14 protein-coding genes and 1 pseudogene are annotated in these 17,710 nt (G+C 62.3%); 5 read left to right on the forward strand and 10 right to left on the reverse strand.

What is annotated here, in order from left to right:
• Nucleotides 1-32 precede the first annotated feature (32 nt).
• From EXN22_RS12905 to mexE, 4 genes are all read right to left on the reverse strand, one after another.
• Nucleotides 33-1,088 carry a tetratricopeptide repeat protein gene (locus tag EXN22_RS12905; RefSeq protein ID WP_130264419.1) on the reverse strand — a complete coding sequence of 352 codons (1,056 nt, stop codon included), beginning with the start codon at nucleotides 1,086-1,088 and terminating at the stop codon, nucleotides 33-35.
• Nucleotides 1,089-1,297: 209 nt separating this feature from the next.
• The gene (locus EXN22_RS12910) at nucleotides 1,298-2,722 is read right to left on the reverse strand and encodes an efflux transporter outer membrane subunit (RefSeq protein WP_130264420.1); all 1,425 of its coding nucleotides are present in this window, start codon (nucleotides 2,720-2,722) and stop codon (nucleotides 1,298-1,300) included.
• Nucleotides 2,719-5,898 (reverse strand): efflux RND transporter permease subunit, encoded by a 3,180-nt coding sequence (locus EXN22_RS12915; RefSeq protein ID WP_130264421.1) that lies wholly within the window; start codon nucleotides 5,896-5,898, stop codon nucleotides 2,719-2,721. The genes EXN22_RS12910 and EXN22_RS12915 overlap by 4 nt, the downstream gene beginning before the upstream one ends.
• 12 nt (nucleotides 5,899-5,910) lie before the next feature.
• Nucleotides 5,911-7,152, reverse strand: coding sequence for a multidrug efflux RND transporter periplasmic adaptor subunit MexE (mexE, locus tag EXN22_RS12920; RefSeq protein ID WP_130264422.1), 1,242 nt, complete (start codon nucleotides 7,150-7,152; stop codon nucleotides 5,911-5,913).
• Between the two features lie 196 nt (nucleotides 7,153-7,348).
• On the opposite strand from mexE, the gene EXN22_RS12925 reads away from it, so the two are divergent.
• From EXN22_RS12925 to EXN22_RS12940, 4 genes are all read left to right on the forward strand, one after another.
• Complete coding sequence (locus EXN22_RS12925) at nucleotides 7,349-7,570, forward strand: CopG family ribbon-helix-helix protein (protein ID WP_130266814.1); 222 nt, start codon at nucleotides 7,349-7,351, stop codon at nucleotides 7,568-7,570.
• Complete coding sequence (locus EXN22_RS12930; protein ID WP_130264423.1) at nucleotides 7,570-7,845, forward strand: type II toxin-antitoxin system RelE/ParE family toxin; 276 nt, start codon at nucleotides 7,570-7,572, stop codon at nucleotides 7,843-7,845. Before EXN22_RS12925 ends, EXN22_RS12930 begins: the two co-directional genes overlap by 1 nt.
• Before the next feature lie 398 nt (nucleotides 7,846-8,243).
• Nucleotides 8,244-8,627 carry a hypothetical protein gene (locus EXN22_RS12935; RefSeq protein WP_177414017.1) on the forward strand — a complete coding sequence of 128 codons (384 nt, stop codon included), beginning with the start codon at nucleotides 8,244-8,246 and terminating at the stop codon, nucleotides 8,625-8,627.
• Nucleotides 8,628-9,054: 427 nt separating this feature from the next.
• On the forward strand, nucleotides 9,055-9,918 hold the full coding sequence (locus tag EXN22_RS12940) for a hypothetical protein (RefSeq protein ID WP_130264424.1): 864 nt from the start codon (nucleotides 9,055-9,057) through the stop codon (nucleotides 9,916-9,918).
• A 71-nt stretch (nucleotides 9,919-9,989) separates the two neighbouring features.
• On the opposite strand, the pseudogene EXN22_RS12945 reads toward EXN22_RS12940, so the two are convergent.
• The 6 genes and pseudogenes from EXN22_RS12945 to EXN22_RS12970 form a co-directional block, all read right to left on the reverse strand.
• Nucleotides 9,990-10,540, reverse strand: a pseudogene (locus tag EXN22_RS12945) (transposase); the annotation flags it as partial.
• A 72-nt stretch (nucleotides 10,541-10,612) separates the two neighbouring features.
• Nucleotides 10,613-11,929: a di-heme oxidoreductase family protein gene (locus tag EXN22_RS12950; protein WP_130264425.1), complete on the reverse strand. Its 1,317-nt coding sequence runs from the start codon at nucleotides 11,927-11,929 to the stop codon at nucleotides 10,613-10,615.
• Nucleotides 11,929-13,230, reverse strand: coding sequence for an ABC transporter substrate-binding protein (locus EXN22_RS12955; RefSeq protein ID WP_130264426.1), 1,302 nt, complete (start codon nucleotides 13,228-13,230; stop codon nucleotides 11,929-11,931). Before EXN22_RS12955 ends, EXN22_RS12950 begins: the two co-directional genes overlap by 1 nt.
• Complete coding sequence (locus EXN22_RS12960; protein ID WP_130264427.1) at nucleotides 13,217-15,259, reverse strand: TonB-dependent receptor plug domain-containing protein; 2,043 nt, start codon at nucleotides 15,257-15,259, stop codon at nucleotides 13,217-13,219. The genes EXN22_RS12955 and EXN22_RS12960 overlap by 14 nt, the downstream gene beginning before the upstream one ends.
• A gap of 200 nt (nucleotides 15,260-15,459) precedes the next feature.
• Entirely contained in the window at nucleotides 15,460-15,735 is a 276-nt protein-coding gene (locus tag EXN22_RS12965; RefSeq protein ID WP_130264428.1) for a hypothetical protein, read from the reverse strand.
• Nucleotides 15,736-15,817: 82 nt separating this feature from the next.
• Nucleotides 15,818-16,390: a LuxR C-terminal-related transcriptional regulator gene (locus EXN22_RS12970; RefSeq protein ID WP_130264429.1), complete on the reverse strand. Its 573-nt coding sequence runs from the start codon at nucleotides 16,388-16,390 to the stop codon at nucleotides 15,818-15,820.
• Nucleotides 16,391-16,529: 139 nt separating this feature from the next.
• On the opposite strand from EXN22_RS12970, the gene EXN22_RS12975 reads away from it, so the two are divergent.
• Entirely contained in the window at nucleotides 16,530-17,708 is a 1,179-nt protein-coding gene (locus EXN22_RS12975; protein ID WP_130264430.1) for an acetyl-CoA acetyltransferase, read from the forward strand.
• Nucleotides 17,709-17,710: the final 2 nt, after the last annotated feature.

Here is a 17,710-nt window from a genome sequence, read left to right on the forward strand (position 1 = left end):
TCAACCGGGTTCTCAGGCGGTCGCTTTACGTCTTACAAACCTTGCTGCACCAAGGGATCGTCGGGGTTCTGCTGCTCCAGTTGGGCCAGCAGCACCTGCACGTTCTGCAACTGACCGGTTTCTTTCCAGTACTCGATCAGCAGTACCCGGGCTTTGCGGTTGGCCGGTTGCCGGGCGAGGATGGTTTCCAGCTGTTTTTGCGCGGCATCGACCTGTTCCAGCTGGTGCAGGCTGGTGGCCAGGGTGTAGCGGTAGTCGCTGTTGTCCGGTTCAAGCTCCAGGGCCCTGGCGAAGGCCAGCAGGGCGTACTCGTCCTGGCCGTGGCGCAGCAGCCAGCGGCCCAGTTCGTGCTGCAGGAAGGCGGAGTCCGGGCGTTGTTGCAGGGCTTTGGCCAGTAGCTGCCGCGAGGCGTCGGTCTGGTTCTGGCGCTCCAGCAACTGTACCTGGGCGGCCAGGGCCTCGAGGTTGTCCGGCGCCAATTGCAGGGTACGCTGCAGTGCTTGTGCCGCCTCCTGGTAGCTGTTCTCGTGCAGGTAGAGCTGCGCCAGGTGCAATTGCGCGCTGGCATCGTCGCGGCGCTGGGCGAGCATCTGCTGGTACTGCTCCAGCACCTGTTGCAGCGGGCCGAAGTACAGGCCGATGTCATCCGGCCCCAGGCCGAGCAGGGCATCGACCACGGCAAAGCGCACGCTTTGCTCTTCATCGTCGAGCAGCGGGCCGAGTACCAGGCTGCGCTGGGCGCCGGGCAGCATGGCCTGAATGCTGGCAATGGCGGCGCGGCGCACCAGTGGATCGTCATGTTGCAGGTCGCGGCTGGCCAGCTTCAGGGCCAGGGGCGAGGGATAATTGGGCAGTTCGCTGTACAGGCTGGCGCGACGGATCGGCGACAGGTCGCTGCGCCCCAACTGTTGGTAGAGCACCCTCGCAGCGCCGGGCTGGCCGTCGTGGGCCATGGTCAGTGCCTTGCTGTAGCTGTGCTTGAGCGCGGGGGTGGGCGCAGGGCTGTCGTCACGCCAGAAATAGCCACCCAGGCCGAGGATGATGAGCAGGGTCAGGCTGATGAGCGTGTACTGGCGCTGTTTGGACATGGTGAATCCGAAGCGTGTCGCGGTTGCAAAGGGTTGAGCTTGGGTCACCAGGGCCGGTGGCGTCAAATGTAATAGAGGGGTGGAGATCAATCGCGGGGCAAGTCGGGTCGCCGCATCGCCGCTCCCACAGTTTTCCGCGCATTGGATATAAAAAAGCCCCGCAAGCGGGGCAAAAGGCCGGTCAGAAACCAACCAAAGGAGCCGTTGAATCAGTTCGTCGCCACACTCTCGGCCTGCCAGCCACCACCCAGGGCCTTGTAGATGGCGACGATGCCGCGGTACAGGTCGACTTCACCCTGAGCCTGGGCATCTTCGGCGCTCAGACGTTCGCGCTCGGCATCGAGCAGCACCAGGTAATCCACCGTGCCTTCGCGGTAGCGAATCGAGGCCAGGTCCGCCGCCTTGCGGCTGGCTTCGCTCTGGCGCAGCAGGGCCAGCAGCCGTTGTTGGCGTTTGCTGTAGTCACTGAAGGCGTTTTCCGATTCCTCCAGGGCCAGCAGCACCTGCTGCTCGTAATTGGCCAGGGCGCCCTCGGCATCGGCGTTGGCGCCGCGCAGGCGAGCGCGCACACTGCCCAGGTCGAACGCCGCCCAGGTGATGCTCGGGCCCAGGGCCCAAGCCTTGGCGGCCGAAGAGCCAAGCTGTGAGCCGCGCCCGGCGGTAAAGCCGAGAAAGCCGCTGAGGCTGACCCGTGGGAACAAGTCGGCGGTAGCCACGCCGATGTTGGCCGTGGCCGCGGCCAACTGGCGTTCGGCGCTGCGGATATCCGGACGGCGTTTGAGCAGCTCGCCCGGGTCACCCACCGGCAAGGCCTTGGCGATGGCCGGCAGCTGCGCAGGCGACAGGTCGATGGCCAGGGCATCCGGGCGCTGGCCGAGCAGGGTGGCGATGCGGTTGCGCGCCCGCACCTGTTCGGCCTGCAATTGCGGCACGCTGGCTTCCACCGCTGCCAGGCGGGCATCGGCGCGCACCACGTCAAGGTCGTTGCCGACCCCGGCGTCACGCAGGGTTTCGGTAATGCCCCGCGAATCCTGCTGGGTCTTGAGGTTGGCCAGGGCGATTTTCTCGCGCAGTTGCGCACCGCGCAGTTGGCCATAGGCATCCACCAGTTCGGCGATCAGGCTGACCTGCAACTGCTGCAGGTCGGCCTGGGCGGCGTCCTGCTCAGCCTCGCTGGCTTCCAGCTGGCGCTGGATGCGGCCGAACAGGTCCAGCTCCCAGGCCATGTCCAGGCCCAGGTCATAGCGCTCGCTGTTGACCCGATCGTCGGTCTGGCCGGGGACCTGGCCTTTACCCAGGTCGGCACTGGCGCGGCTGGTTACGGTTGGCAGGGCATCGTTGCTGACATCGTCACGGATCGCCCGCGCCGCTTTCAGACGGGCAAAGGCCACACGCAGTTCACGGTTACCGTCCAGCGACTGGCTGACCAGTTGGTTGAGTACCGGGTCGTCGAACTGCTTCCACCAGATGCTTTCAAAGCGGCTGCGGTCGAACGCAGCCTTGGCGGTCGGCTCATTGGCCGCGCTCAGTTGCGCAGCGGCGGTGCCGGGTGCCTGGTAGTCCGGGCCCACCGCACAGGCGGCCAGGGCCAGGGCCAGCAGGCTAGGCACAAAGAGTTTCACACTGCGGTTCATGCATGAGTCTCCAGCTTCAGCGCACGCGCCGCTTTGCGGGCCTGGCTGCGTTCCACGTAACGGCGGATCAGGACAAAGAACACCGGCGTCAGCAGCAGACCGAAGAAGGTCACCCCGATCATCCCGGAGAACACCGCCACACCCATGGCGTGACGCATTTCAGCACCGGCGCCGGAAGAGAACACCAGCGGCACCACACCCATGATGAAGGCGATCGACGTCATCAGGATCGGCCGCAGACGCAGGCGGCAGGCTTCCAGTACCGCGGCCAGCGGGTCGAGGCCTTCAGCCTGTTTGTCCTTGGCGAACTCGACGATCAGGATGGCGTTCTTGCACGCCAGCCCCACCAGTACGATCAAGCCGATCTGGGTGAAGATGTTGTTGTCGCCACCGGACAGAATCACCCCGGTGATCGCCGACAGCAGGGTCATCGGCACGATCAGGATCACCGCCAGCGGCAGGCTCCAGCTTTCGTACTGGGCGGCCAGCACCAGGAAGGCCAGCAGCACGCAGAGCGGGAAGACGAACAGCGCGGTGTTACCGGCCAGGATCTGCTGGTAGGTAAGCTCCGTCCATTCGAAGGTCATGCCGTTGGGCAGTTCGTCCTTGAGCAGCTTCTCGATGGCTTTCTCCGCTTGTCCGGAGCTGTAGCCAGGCGCTGCGGCACCGTTGATCTCGGCGGTGATGAAGCCGTTGTAGTGCATCACGCGGTCCGGCCCCGAGGTGTCGCTGACCTTGATGAAGGTCGCCAGCGGGATCATCTCGCCCTGGTTGTTGCGCACCTTGAGCTGGCCGATCTGCTCGGCTTCAAGGCGGAACTGCTGCTCGGCCTGGACGTTTACCTGGTAAGTACGGCCAAAGCGGTTGAAGTCGTTGGCATACAACGAACCCAGGTAGATTTGCAGGGTGTCGAAGATATCGCTGATCGCTACACCGTGGGTCTTGGCTTTTTCCCGGTCGATGGCAGCATCGACCTGCGGCACGTTGACCTGGTAGCTGGTGAACAACCCGGCCAGCTCCGGCACGTTGTGGCTCTTGGCGATGATGTTCTGGGTTTCCTTGTACAGCGCTTCATAACCCAGGTTGCCACGGTCCTCGATTTGCAGGCGGAAACCACCGATGGTGCCCAGCCCTTGTACTGGCGGCGGCGGGAAGATGGCGATGTAGGCGTCTTCGATATCGGCGAACTGCGCGTTCAGCGCGGCAGCAATCGCTGCGGCCGACTGGCTCGGGTCCTTGCGCTCATCGAACGGCTTGAGCGGGGTGAACACGATGCCGCTGTTGGGGCTGTTGGTGAAGCCGTTGATCGACAGGCCCGGGAAGGCCACCGAGTCAGCAACTCCTGGCTGCTTGAGGGCGATCTCGCTCATCTTCTTGATCACCGCTTCCGTGCGATCAAGGCTTGCAGCATCGGGCAGTTGCGCGAAGGCCACCAGGTACTGCTTGTCTTGCGCCGGCACGAAACCGGTAGGCGTCGAAGAGAAGCCCAGCCAGGTCATGATGATCAGGCCGCCATAGACGAACAGGGCGATACCGCTGCTGCGGATGACCCGGCCGACGGCGCCGACGTAGCCATGGCTGGCACGGTCGAAGAAGCGGTTGAACGGGCCGAACAGCCAGCCACCGAGCAGGCGCTCGAGCACTTTCGAGAAACGGTCCTTGGGTGCGTGGTGTTCCTTGAGCAGTACTGCGGCCAGGGCCGGCGACAGGGTCAGGGAGTTGAAGGCCGAGATCACCGTAGAGATGGCGATGGTCAACGCGAACTGCTTGTAGAACTGCCCGGTGAGGCCGGAGATAAACGCGGCCGGTACGAACACCGCACACAGCACCAGCGCCGTGGCGATGATCGGCCCGGTCACTTCACCCATGGCCTTTTGCGTGGCTTCCAGGGGCTTGAGCCCCAGGCCGATGTTACGCTCGACGTTCTCCACCACAACGATGGCATCGTCCACCACGATACCGATGGCCAGTACCAGGCCGAACAGCGACAGGGCGTTGAGCGAGAAGCCGAACAGGTGCATCACCGCGAAGGTACCGATCAGTGATACCGGCACGGCCACCAGCGGGATGATCGAGGCGCGCCAGGTCTGCAGGAACAGAATAACGACCAGTACTACCAGGATCAGCGCTTCGAACAGGGTGTGCACGACCGCTTCGATGGAACCACGGACGAACACCGTCGGGTCATAGACGATGCTGTAGTCCATGCCTTCAGGGAAGTCCTTCTTCAGCTCGGCCATTTTTGCCCGGACCTCATCGGAGATCTCGATGGCGTTGGAGCCAGGGCGCTGGAAGATCGGGATGGCCACCGCCGGCTGGTTGTTCAGCAGCGAGCGCAGGGCGTACTGGCTGGAACCGAGCTCGACCCGGGCGATGTCTTTCAGGCGGGTGATTTCGCCGTTGGCACCGGAGCGGATGATGATGTTTTCGAACTCTTCTTCACTGACCAGGCGGCCCTGGGTGTTGACCGACAACTGGAAGCTGGTAGCCCCAGGTGCTGGCGGTGCACCGAGTTGACCGGCCGCCACCTGACGGTTCTGCTCGCGAATGGCCGCCACCACATCGCTGGCGGTCAGGTTGCGCGAGGCGGTCTTGTTCGGGTCGAGCCACACCCGCAACGAGTAGTCGCCCATGCCGAACAGTTGCACGTCACCGACACCGCCCAGGCGTGCCAGCTCATCCTTGATGTTCAAGATGGCGTAGTTGGACAGGTAGAGCATGTCGTAGCGGTTGTCCGGCGAGGTCAGGTGCACGACCATGGTCAGGTCGGGCGAGGCCTTGTCGACGGTAATACCGATGCGCGTGACTTCCTCGGGCAGCTTGGGCTGGGTCCGGGTTACACGGTTCTGCACCTGCACCTGGGCGTTGTCCAGGTCAGTGCCCAGGGCAAAGGTGACGGTCAGGGTCACTTTGCCGTCGGCAGTGGATTGCGAGGACATGTAAAGCATGTTCTCGACCCCGGTAATCGCCTGTTCAAGTGGCGCGGCAACGGTTTCGCCGATCACTTTCGGGTTGGCACCGGGGAAGTTGGCGCGCACCACCACGGTGGGCGGCACGACTTCCGGGTATTCGCTGATCGGCAGCTGGAACAGCGAGATGCTGCCGGCGATCAGGATCAGCAGCGACAGCACTGCGGCGAAGATCGGCCGGGTAATGAAAAACTTGGAAAAATTCATCGAACTGATCCCTTAACCGCGCGGTGCCGAAGCACTGGCGAGTTTTACGCTGGGGGTGGCTACCGCTTTGCCCTGGATACTGGCTTCGAGTGCCTGACGTTGTTGGGCGAGGGCGGCGATGGTCGCGTCACTGGCCATTGGCGTGTCCTGCGGGTCGACCGGCGAGCCCGGGCGCACCCGTTGCAGGCCCTTGACGACAATGCGGTCGTCCTTGCTCAGGCCATTGCGCACGATGCGCAGGCCTTCGAGTTTCGGTCCAAGCTCCACAGCGCGGTAGGCGGCCTTGTTGTCCTTGTCCATGACCAGCACGAACTTCTTGCCAAGGTCGGTACCGACCGCTTCGTCGTTGATCAGCACCGCTGAATAGGTGGCGCTGCCGACCAGTTTCAGGCGCGCATACAGGCCCGGGGTGAACTGCCCGTCAGTGTTGTCGAACACCGCCCGGCCACGGATGGTGCCGGTCTTGGGGTTGACCTGGTTGTCGACGAAGTTCATCTGCCCCAGGTGCGGGTTGCCGCTTTCGTTGGACAGGCCCAGGTACACCGGGGTGCTCTGGCCGCGCTGGCCATCGCGCGCCAGCTGGGTGTACTTGAGGTACACGCGCTCGTCGGCGTCGAAGTAGGCGTAGACCTTGTCGGTGGAGACCACGCTGGTCAGCGGCGTCACATCGGCGCTGACGATGTTGCCGGCAGTGAACTGGGCGCGGCTGACCCGGCCGCCGATGGGCGCGGTGACACGGGTGAAGCTCAGGTTCAGGCGCGCCAGGTCCAGCTGTGCCTGGATCGCGGCGACGCCGGCACGGGCTTCGGCGGCGGCGCTGGTGCGCGACTCGGCAAGCTCGGCGGAAATCGCATTGCTGCTGCGCAGGCGTTCGCCGCGCTGGGCTTCGTTTTCGCTGCGGATAGCGGTGGCGCGGGCTTGTTGCAGTTGGGCTTCGAGGCGGCGGACCTCAGCCTGGAACGGACGCGGGTCGATCTGGAACAGCAGGTCGCCTTTTTTCACCTGGGCGCCTTCGGTGAAGGCCACCTGGTCGATCTGCCCAGAGACCCGCGGACGCACCTCGACGGTTTCCGGTGCCTCCAGGCGCCCGGTGAACTCGTCCCATTCGTTGATCGGTTGTTCCAGCACCTTGGCCACGCTGACCTTGGTCGCCGCCGGCGCCTGCACGGCCTCCGGGGCGCGACCGCAGGCACTCATCACCACTACAGCCAATAGAGCAAGGGGGTAACGCAAAGGTTTGAGTGACTGTTCCATGGGGAGTCCGCCAATGTATTGATAGTGGGCGGATTCTGCGATTTGTAACTATTAACAACGAATCGAATGGGGCGAAGGTTATTATCATTGGGAATGATATGAGGGCACGCTGTTGGAGATTCTATGGTTTTGGGCAAGCCCGCTCCCACAGGGATTTCGCCAGCTTTTAAAATGCGGTGCAAGACAGTTTGTAGCGCTGGCCGAACGAGTCGATGAAATCGCCGAGCGCCTGGAACGTTCCAAGAACTGGATCGTCAAGCAAGCGCTGTACGCCTGGCTCGACCAGGAAGAGGAGCGTAGCCGCTTGACCCGCGAGGCCCTGGCTGATGTGGATGCTGGCCGTGTGATCGACCATCAGGCCGTCCAGGCCTGGGCTGAGAGCCTGAGCAGCGAAACCCCACTGCCGGTACCGCATTGATGCAGTTGAAGTGGACGAGCAAGGCGCTGTCCGATCTGGCCCGACTTTACGAGTATTTGGCGGTGGTGAACCAGCCCGCAGAGGCCCACACGGTGCAGTGGCTTGCGACAGTACCGACCACACTGCTGACTAATCCGCGCCTCTGCGAGCGCCTGGAAGAGTTCAAACCGCGTGACGTACGGCGTATTCTGGTCGGGCACTACGAGATTCGTTACGAGATCGCAGACGCCACCATTTACCTGCTGCGCATGTGGCACACCCGCGAAGATAGCTAACATCTGGATGTTGATTCGGTTGCTTGACCGGACACGCTGTCGCCGTGCACCAAGGCATGGGTGGGAGCGGGCCTTGCCCCGCGATGCGCCGCGGAGGCGGCGCTCGATCTACCCTACGTAACCTGTCGGCTTCATCTGCTTCCCGGGGAAGAGCTGCGCACTAGGCCCGTTCGTTCACCTGATTTTTCGGTGATTGGGTTTTGCGACCCTGAACACGTTTGGCATCTGCGTAGTGGCAGTTGGCTTGAGCGCCAGTATGCTTTTCTATGGTGGCTGTGCGCGGGAGGGTTTCGGCCCTGCCGGTTTTGCCTAACTTACCGGTTCGCCAACCCGCGTACAGCTGCCACCCGATTGTTTGGCGACGATGGCGTGGCGGCTCCACAAGTTAGGAGTTGACCATGAAAAAGCCCGTCCCCGATCCCCCGCGCTTCACCTTCACCCGTACCGCCGAAACTAGCGTGCACAGTTGCCCCGACCACCCGCCATTGCTCTGCGTCCTGGGCGGCGTCAGCGCCGAAGATGCCTTGGTGCATGCGCTGATGTACCTGAAGGCCGCCACGGCCACCTTTAGCCAAATCGTCGAACATACCGAAGCCTCTGGTCGCGGCCATGCCTGGGCTACCCAGCATTCGCTGGAGGTGGCCATGGCGCTGGTCGAGGCGGTGTTGGATGGGAGTGAGTCCGGAGGAAAACAACGGCGAGTTGAACGCCACGTCCTCTCGAATATGCCGGTGAGCGAAAGTACTCACACCACAGTTTTGACCGCATGGTTTGTGCGTTAACACACGTGACCTGACATTTTTGTCAGTAGACGACGATCATGGTTCTGGATAACAGTGCAACTGAAGGGTTTCGGATGCCTTGGCTCGGCGTGAATTTACCTACGTAAGGTGGAGTATGGTTAATGTAATGGGTGTTAGTCCGCTTACTGGCGACAATCCTGAAGTTTTCAATACGACTAGCCATACGTGTTCTCACGTAAGTACTCACACAGATTTATTCGAAGGGCATTTTTCCTTGCCCACTGTGACAGGCAGCGAAGGCTTGGGGCCGGCGATAGACTTAAGCATACGTTATACGCCCCGTAATGGCGTTAAGATTTCTGCTGTTGTAATTTAAAAAACTCAAGCGTCAAGAGCAATAAGTAGTAGCGCTTGTTGGTGCGTGCGAGGTCGTTGGGGTGATGAGTTTAACTTGAAGGTGAACGCTATGGATTACTCGACTGTTACGTTGAATGTAGCCTCTAATAATATGATTTTCCTTTGGGTAGGTGAGCGCCAGTATACGGTGAACAGGGATGAGTGCCTGCACGAAATTAAGGCAGGGAAAAATCGATTCAGATTCGATAATATGCGTCCTGAACATGCTCCAGCAGTGGGCGCGATTACCATGACGTGCAGGAATGGTAATGCTTCCGGCACTATCGTTTTTTATATGGCAAATGGTGGAAAGCTTGAGGCATTAGCTGCTGGCGAGGTCAAGCAGCTGACGTTTAATGTGGGTGAAGAGTACGTACTGGACTTTTCTGGGCTGTGGGAACCCTTGACTGTAATTAATCTCTTCGATGATATGAATTACTGGACATCAAAGGTCCACGTCGACCTGAATACTACCTCGGTTTCAGCGTTTTCAACGGCTTTGCTGGCGGCTGAGGCCAATGACAAGGTGTTGACCCTGGGAGGAGTAAGGCAAGCGCTGGATGAGACCCACGGCATTCACCTGACCAGTATCGGGATCATGGCATTCTTGAACGACAAGACCTCAGCTGATGCCGCGAAAGAAGAGACAGACGCGCCAAGACGGTGGTTTGCTACAGCCTGCTCGCTGGCGTTGTATCCGAAACAGCGACCAGGTTGGTTAGCCAACAACCCAGGAAAGACGTTCACCGATGAGCATATCAAGATCCTACTCTTTAACGGTAAGTCCCTTGCTTCCAACGATGTCAGTTCCAAAGGCTACATCGTGGCCGGGTGGCTCTCGGGGCCTCGGCCACAGTGGGCACCTGATTGGAAGAGCATGCTTGTGGACATTCTATTTGCCAGGCACGGCGGCACCGGTATGAAAGGATCTTAGGTGTGACTTGAACGTCAAGTAGTACTGGGCACGAAAGAGCTGCTGTGCAGCCCTTTCGTGCATTGACTGTATCCTTCTTCACGAATTTTGACCCGCAAAGCATCAAAGAAAATGACCGGATACATCGGCTCCAGGGGCCGCTGTTGACACGCGCCAATTTCTTCCATGACCTCGTCGGTCACAGATCTAATGAAGTCGGGCGAGACCTCTGTTCCGTACTGCTCGGAGAGAAAGACGCGGATTTCTCTGACCGTCATCCCGCGGGCATACATGGCGATGATCTTGTCATCGAAACCGGTGTAACGGCGCTCATGCTTGGGGATCAGAATGGGCGAAAAACTGCCATCCCGGTCACGCGGGATATCCAGCCGTAACGGGCCATCGCTGGTTAGCACGGTCTTGCCGCTCTTGCCATTGCGCTGGTTGGTTTCATCCTCCGGACGCTGCGCGCCCGGAGGATAAGCCCAGGTGATGACCCAGCTCGGCGCTCAGGACCCGCTCAGAATGCCGCAGAGGCTTCTTCGATGGCTTCTGCGGTCATCAGCGGGGTAGCGGAAAACCGCTCAAGCAGCTCTTTCGGAACCTTTGGTAACTCTCGGAGCGGTTTCTTTTTGGTTGGCATACATGCACCTTTTACTCATGTTATGCTCAAACACAAAATTTCTGACACCCTCGGCTTGCCCCGCGATTGGGATTACAGCGACTGTAAAAACGCCCGCAACGCCCGCCGATCATCGGCGACCAACGCCTTGAAACGCTCCCGCGCCACGGCCGCTTCCCCCCCATGCCACAACACCGCCTCCTCAAGCGTACGCGCGCGGCCATCATGCAGGTATCCGGCCCCCGGATTGATCCGTTCGAGCAGCCCCAGGCCCCACAGTGGCGGGGTACGCCACTCGCGGCCATTGGCCTGGTAGTCATCACGGCCATCAGCCAGGCCCGGGCCCATGTCATGCAGCAACAGGTCGCTGTAGGGCTCGATCGGCCGCGCTGACAACAGCGGGTACAGCGGATGCTGGCCCGTGGTCAGGCGTGGGCGGTGGCACTGGGCACAGCCAGCCTCGCCAAATAGCCGCTCGCCCCGCTGCACCTGGGGGTTGTCCTGATCACGTCGCGGCGGTGGTGCCAGGTGCGCCAGGTAGAAATGCAGGTCGCCCAACTGCAGGGCATCGAGCTCCGGCTCACCGCCACTTTCCGCCTGGCGACAGTCAGCTTGCAATGGCATGCAGTTCTGTTCGGGATACAGCGGCGAAGTAATGCCCAAGTCGCCGTGCAGGGCGCTGGCAATCTGCTGACGCAGGTCCGGCTGGTTTGACTTGAGGCCAAAGCGCCCGGGCTCAAGGCGCTGGCGCTCGACGCTCCACACCAGGTTGACGCGGCCCCTGACGCCATCGGGCTTGGGCACGTCGACCAGTGCTTGCAGGGTGCTGGCGTCGATGGCTTCGAGCAGGCCCAGGCCGAACACCCCCGAGCCGACCCGCATCGAGGTCCGTACGTCACCCAACGGGCCATAGGCCAGTTCGCTGAAGCTCAACTGTGGCGAGCGCAGGCCGACCCGCTGACCATCGGCCAAGGTCACAAACTGCTCTTGCCAACGAATATGTGCCTGGCCTTCAGCCGCCACACCGGGAATCCCCGATTCGTTGAGCTGATCACCATAGGCAGGATGCGGCAGCGGCCCGCCCTGGGCATCGCGCCCGGGCAGTGACAGCCGGACCAGCATCGAGCGCAGCGGTTCGTGTGGGCTGGCAGGTGCCTGCCCGCGACCGTTCTTGGGGTGGCAGGCAATGCAACTGATGCGATTGTACAACGGCCCCAGGCCATCGACCGCTTCGTCCCGCGAGGGCGCCACCACCCAGGCCTGGCGGAACAGGCTGCGGCCATGGAAGAAGCGCTCCCGCTGCTGCGGCTTATCCAGGCCCGGCAAGGGCTGGGCGAAGGCTTCGCGGGTGGCGGCGGCGCTGGCGGACTGACTCAGCAGCACGCCGAGCAGCATCCCGATAGCACGCATCACAGGCCCATGGCCGCCAGCAGGCGCTCGGCTTGCGCCTGTTGCCTGGCGCTATGGAACTGCCAGGCAATTTCCGTGCGGCCCAGGGCGTCCTGGTCGCTGGCCGGCTGGCGCAGCATGCCCTGGTCCTGACGCTGGCCAAACAGTTCCAGCAGCGAGGCTGATGCAGCTTGCTGCTCATCGATGGGCGGTGCGCTGAGAAGTTCGCGCACGGCTGCCAGATCACGGCCCAGGGCTTCACCTGCGTGAACCCGCGCCCACAAAGCGCTGAGGCGTTCATGGGGCTGGCCAAGCCACTGATCGAACACGCAAGTGATCAGCGCCAGGCGCTCGCGTGAACTGTCATCGGCGTAGGCATAGGCACCGTGGCGGGCGGCGGCAAAGGGGTCGTGATAGGCCGCTGGCAGATCGGCATACACGGCCGGGCGTACCGGCAGTTTGCGAATGTCCGGGTCGGCCAGCAGGGTTTGCCCTTCAGGTGACAATACAAAGCGCACAAAGCTCCGCGCGCCCTCGACCTGCCTGGCCTGGCGGGTGATGGCGATGTGCGCCGGGTTAAGCCCGCCATGGGCGGGGTAGACGAATTCGACTGCTTCGCCGTTGCTCACGGCCGAGGCGACGAAGAAGTCGATCGACACACCCACCGCCGAGCGGCCGCTGACCACCTCGTCACTGACCAGGGTGCCACCGCGCTCGACCAGCCGTGACTGGCCGGCGATTTCGCTCCACAGCGCCCAGCCTTTGTCCCAGCCGTAGGCCTGCAGGACGATGTCCAGCAGTACCGGGGCAAAGCCGACCCGTGCAGGATCCGGCAGGGCGATGCGCCCGCGCAGGCGGGCATCGAGCAGGTCCGGCCAGTCTTGCGGGGCAGGCATACCGAGCTTGGTCAATTCACCCGGATTGATGGCAAAGCCGTAACCGGCAAGCTCCGTGGCCTGGTAGCGCGCATCGTGGTCGCGCAGGGCGATGCCGCCAATGCGCTCTGGCAAGCCGTCCAGGTCGACACCCAGCGGCTGCCAGCCGGCGCCCTGGGCCAAACGCTGGAAGTTGCCCGGCGACGGCGCCCAGTAGACATCGACGCCGCCCTGATCGGCCTGACGCAGATAGGGCAGGGCATCGAAGCCCTGGCGCCAGAGGATTTGCAGGCGGTACTGCGGGTTGGCGCGCTCGAAAGCCTCTTCGAAGCGCGTCATCATCTCTTGCGGGTAGCTGGTCAGCACCACCACCGGCTGCGGCGCTGCGGCCTGGACACTGGCCGCGCCCAGCGCCAGGGCCAGCAGCCAGGCCTTACAGTGGCACATTGAACTGTACAAAGTAGCTGCGACCCATTTCCGGATACCCCTCGCTGTATTCATAAAGGCGATCGAACAGGTTGCGCACGCCTGCCTCGATGCGCACGTCGTTGCTCAAGCGGTAGCCGCTCTTGAGGTTGTACACCGCGTAGCCTGCGCTCATCTGGCTGCCATCGGACTGGTTGTAGCGCCGCGAGGCGGCTTCCATGCTGGCGGTATGGCGCCAGGCGTCGAGGTTCAGGCTGGCCGAGGCGAACAGGTTGTGGCGCGGTGTGTCGATCGGGCGCAGCGCGGGGTTGCTGCGGTTTTCACGGTCCAGGTAGGTGTAGCTGCTGCTGAGTTCCCAGTTGCCCAGATCACCGCGCAGGCCCAGTTCGACGCCCTGGTTACGTGCCTTGGCAATGTTCTGGTACTGGCCGCACGGCGCCGCGCAACCGGTTACCGGGGTGACGGTGACCTGCTGGATGGAGTCTTCGATGTTGCTGACGAACAGCGCCGTGTCGAGGGTCCATTGGCGGTTGATGGCACCGCTGTAGCCCAGCTCGTAGTGGGTGGCCCGTTCGGACTTGAGGTCGGGGCTGGGGATCACGGTGCCAAAGCGGGTCGAGTAGCGGTCCTTGATGGTCGCGAAACGGCTCTTGCGCGCGACGGTCAGGCGCACCTGGCCATTGTGATCGATGTTCAGCAGCGGGCCGGTGTTGATGAACAGGCCCAACTGGCTGTTGACTGCATCATCGCTGCCGGTGGGCTCGTCATACAGGGTCTTGATCCTGGGCGAGGCGGCATGGGTGCCGAAGTTTTCGGCTTCAAGGCTCTTGCGGTAATTGTACGAGACGCCGCCGACCACGCTGAAGATGTCGTTCAGGCGCAGGGTGTCTTCCAGGGCGATGGACTGGGTCTGGTCGCGAAAGTGCGTTTGCGGGTCGCTGCCATCGCGCGAGCGGTGCACGTCTTCCTTGAAGTGGTAGGCGATGCCCAGGCGGTTGCCTGCGCTCAGGGCCAGGTCGCCTTCGACCGAGAAACCGGTGGACTCATCGTCGTACTTGCTCGGAAAGCCAGGCTGCATGGCGCCATGGATGCTGTTGTTGTAGACGAAGCTTTCCAGCGAGTTCTTGAAGGTATCGTGGTAAACCCGGGTCTTCAGGCCGTGCTCGCCGAAGCGGGTATTGGTGGCCAGAAACAGGCTGGTCTTGTCCCATTTCGGCCATTCCCACCAGCGCTTGCGCTGGCCAGTGGCAGGCAGGTCGCCGGCATAGGGTGGCTGGCCCTTGCGGCCTTGCTGCTGGACATAGCCAAGCACGTATTCGTCGGTGTCGTTGGGGGTCAATCCGAGCTTGAAGCTGAACTTGGCATCGCGCTTGTCGCTGTTTTCGCGGCGGCCCTTGCCTTGCTGATTGTTGGTTGGCTCGAAGTCGTCCGGCAGCATCGTATAGTCGTAGTCGACATAGGACACACCGCCCTGCATCCACCAACTGCCCTGGTTGGAACCAAGGTTGGCATAGCTGCGATGGGCGTTGAGGTTGCCATGGTCGGTCAGTTCCAGGCCGCCGCCCACTTCACCTTCGAACACTTGGGCAGGTCGCCGGGTGATCAGGTTTATCGCCCCGCCCAGGGTGTTGGGGCCGTACAGCAACGAGGCAAAGCCCTTGGCCACCTCAATGCGTGACAGGTCATAGGTGGTGAAACGGCCCAGGTCGATATTGCCGTCATAGGGCACGTAGGTGGGGATGCCGTCGATGTACACCGGTACCTGCAGGCGGTCGAAACCGCGCACGTACACCACTTGCTCGGCGCGCCCGCCCATGTAGGCGAGGTTCACCCCGGGGGCCAGGGCCAGAGCCTTGTCGACGGTTTCGCGATCATGCAGGCGCATGTCTTCGAGCTCGACGACGCTGCTGCCGGTGGCCAAGGCATCATCTTGCGGGGCCGATATCTGGATCTCACCGAGGCTGAAGGTGTTTTTCTGCTCTGCCATTGCGGCCTGGGCGCTGAGGGCAGCCAGGGCGAGCAGCAGGGGACGGGGGGCGAACGGCGTCATGGCGCTCCTTTGTCGTTATCGTTATATATTTATTTATATAGCGCATGACGCAATACAACCGACAACTCCCTCCCCGGGGCCGTCAGGTCGAATCGATCGAGCGGGCACGCGCAATGGCAGAACGCCACGGATACTAGAGCCAGGCGCGCAAATAGACAACGCTATATATAAAAATATATAGCGAATGGATTACAGCGAGACTAGCGTTTGCACTCGGCCAGCACCACCTTGCAGGTATCGGGCAGGCCGCCGGAACGCCCGGCATAGCGGATGCAGTTGTTCATGGACTTCTGCCGGGCGATCTGCAAGGTCGCGCCCCAGGCCAGGCCGCCTTCGCCGACACGGGGGACGGCTTTGGCGTGGCAGTTGGAACCGGCATTGGCGACCTGGTAGCGAGCCTTGGGTTTGCTCGAACAGCCGGCCGACAGTACCAGGCAGAGTGCGAGCAGGCAGGCGGTGAGGGCGGTGCTGTTCATGTCGGGGGCTGTCCGCGAGGGTGCGTGGTGTCTTTGAGTGTAATGCGGTAATTGAGTGTCTGCGCAAGGCGTGCTCTGCTACTCAACTGATAAAGATGATCTTCGACACCAGCTCGGCGCTGTTCTTGGCCTGAAGCTTCTTCATCAGCCGCGAGCGGTGGACTTCCACGGTGCGGTGGGAAATGTCCAGCTTGCGGGCCACCTCCTTGCAGGTCAGGCCATTGACGATATGCAGCGAAATCTCCCGTTCGCGCGGGGTCAGCTGGATGGTCGGCGCCGGTTGGCGGTCCAGGCGCTCGAAATGCCAGACCATCAGTTTGAACGGATCCTCCTCCGTCAGGGAAAAACCGTGGGCCCGGGCCCAGAACACCTCGCCATTGCGATGCTGCATGAAGCGCTCGTCCGAGTAAAAGGCGCCGGGGCCGTTGCGCAGCCAGTGTTCGCTGCGATCGCCGATGCTCTGGTAGTCGGCGTGAGAAGGGTACAACAGCAGGGTCAGGTGGCCTTGCAGGTGCTCGCGCGGGTAGCCAAACAGGCGGACGAAGGCCTGGTTGCAGTCGAGCATCCGTCGATGCCCGGTAATCAGCTGCGGTGCGGGGGAAACCTGGAAGGCCAGGCGTTCGAGATCCTGGAAAGGCTGCGGGTGTTCGCTCATCAGGCATCCTGCCTAGGGTTTATCGGCGCCCCCTGCTGAGCTACTACTTACTGACGTACGTAGTTGCCCCAACTAGCGTGAGATTCAGGCGATGAATCATTGTAGGGAATACGCGCTTCAAGGACAGAAGAAAATCACCATGACTCACGATTCCGTATCCATCGTCGCTGCTGCCCACAGCCCTTTTGGTCGCCTGGATGGCTTGAACCTCGAGGACCTGATCGTCAAGGTAACCCGCGAGGCCCTGGCGGACGCTGCGATCGACGCCGCCGAGATCGACGCACTGTTTCTCGGACACTTCAATTCGGGCCTGGTGGCCGATGGTTTCCCCGCCTCGCTGATGCTCCAGGCTGACCCGCAATTGCGCTTCAAGCCCGCGACCCGCTGCGAGAATGCCTGCGCCTCGGGGTCTGCGGCAATCCAGGCCGGGATCAACGCGATCCGCAGCGGTGCAGCCGAGCTGGTATTGGTGGTCGGCGCGGAAAAAATGACCGGCAACAGCACCGTCGAAGTCACCCGCGCCCTGGCCGGCGCCGGCTACCAGAATGCCCTGCAGGAGGCTGGGCTGAGCTTCGCCCAGCTGTTTGGCCAGGTGGCGCAGCAGTACACCGAACGCTACCACAGCCCATTGGCCTCGATGGCCGCGATCGCGGTGAAGAACCACGCCAATGCCATGGCCAACCCCCTGGCGCAGATGCACCGGGTAATGGATTTCGAACACTGCAACAACGTATCCCAGGGCAACCCGCTGATCGCACCGCCCCTGCGGCTGACCGACTGCTCGCTGATCAGTGACGGTGCGGCGGCGATCATCCTTGCCTCGCCGCAGCGCGCCCGTTCCATGCAGCGCCAGGTGGCGATCCGCGCCATGACCCAGGTGAATGACTTCCTGCCCATGTCGCGCCGCGACGTGCTGGCTTTCGAAGGGCCGCAACGGGCGATCCAGGGCGCTTTGCGCGAGGCCGGGGTGACCCTGGGCGACCTGAGTTTCGCCGAGGTCCACGACTGCTTCACCATCGCCGAACTGCTGATCTACGAAGCCATGGGGCTGGCACCCAGGGGCGAAGGGCACCGGGCCATCGACGACGGAAGCGTGCGCCCGGGCGGACGCTTGCCAGTGAACTTGTCCGGCGGGCTCAAGGCCAAGGGCCATCCGGTGGGTGCCACCGGGGTTTCGATGCATGCCCTGGGGTTCGCCCAACTGACCGGCAAACCCATCGGCCTGGGTGTGCCAGGGGCAGAGTTCGGCTTGCTGTTCAACATGGGCGGCATGGCCGTGGCCAACTACGCAAGCGTCTTGCAAGCAATCAAGGTCTGAGG

It is taken from the genome of Pseudomonas tructae (genome assembly GCF_004214895.1).
Lineage (GTDB): Bacteria > Pseudomonadota > Gammaproteobacteria > Pseudomonadales > Pseudomonadaceae > Aquipseudomonas > Aquipseudomonas tructae.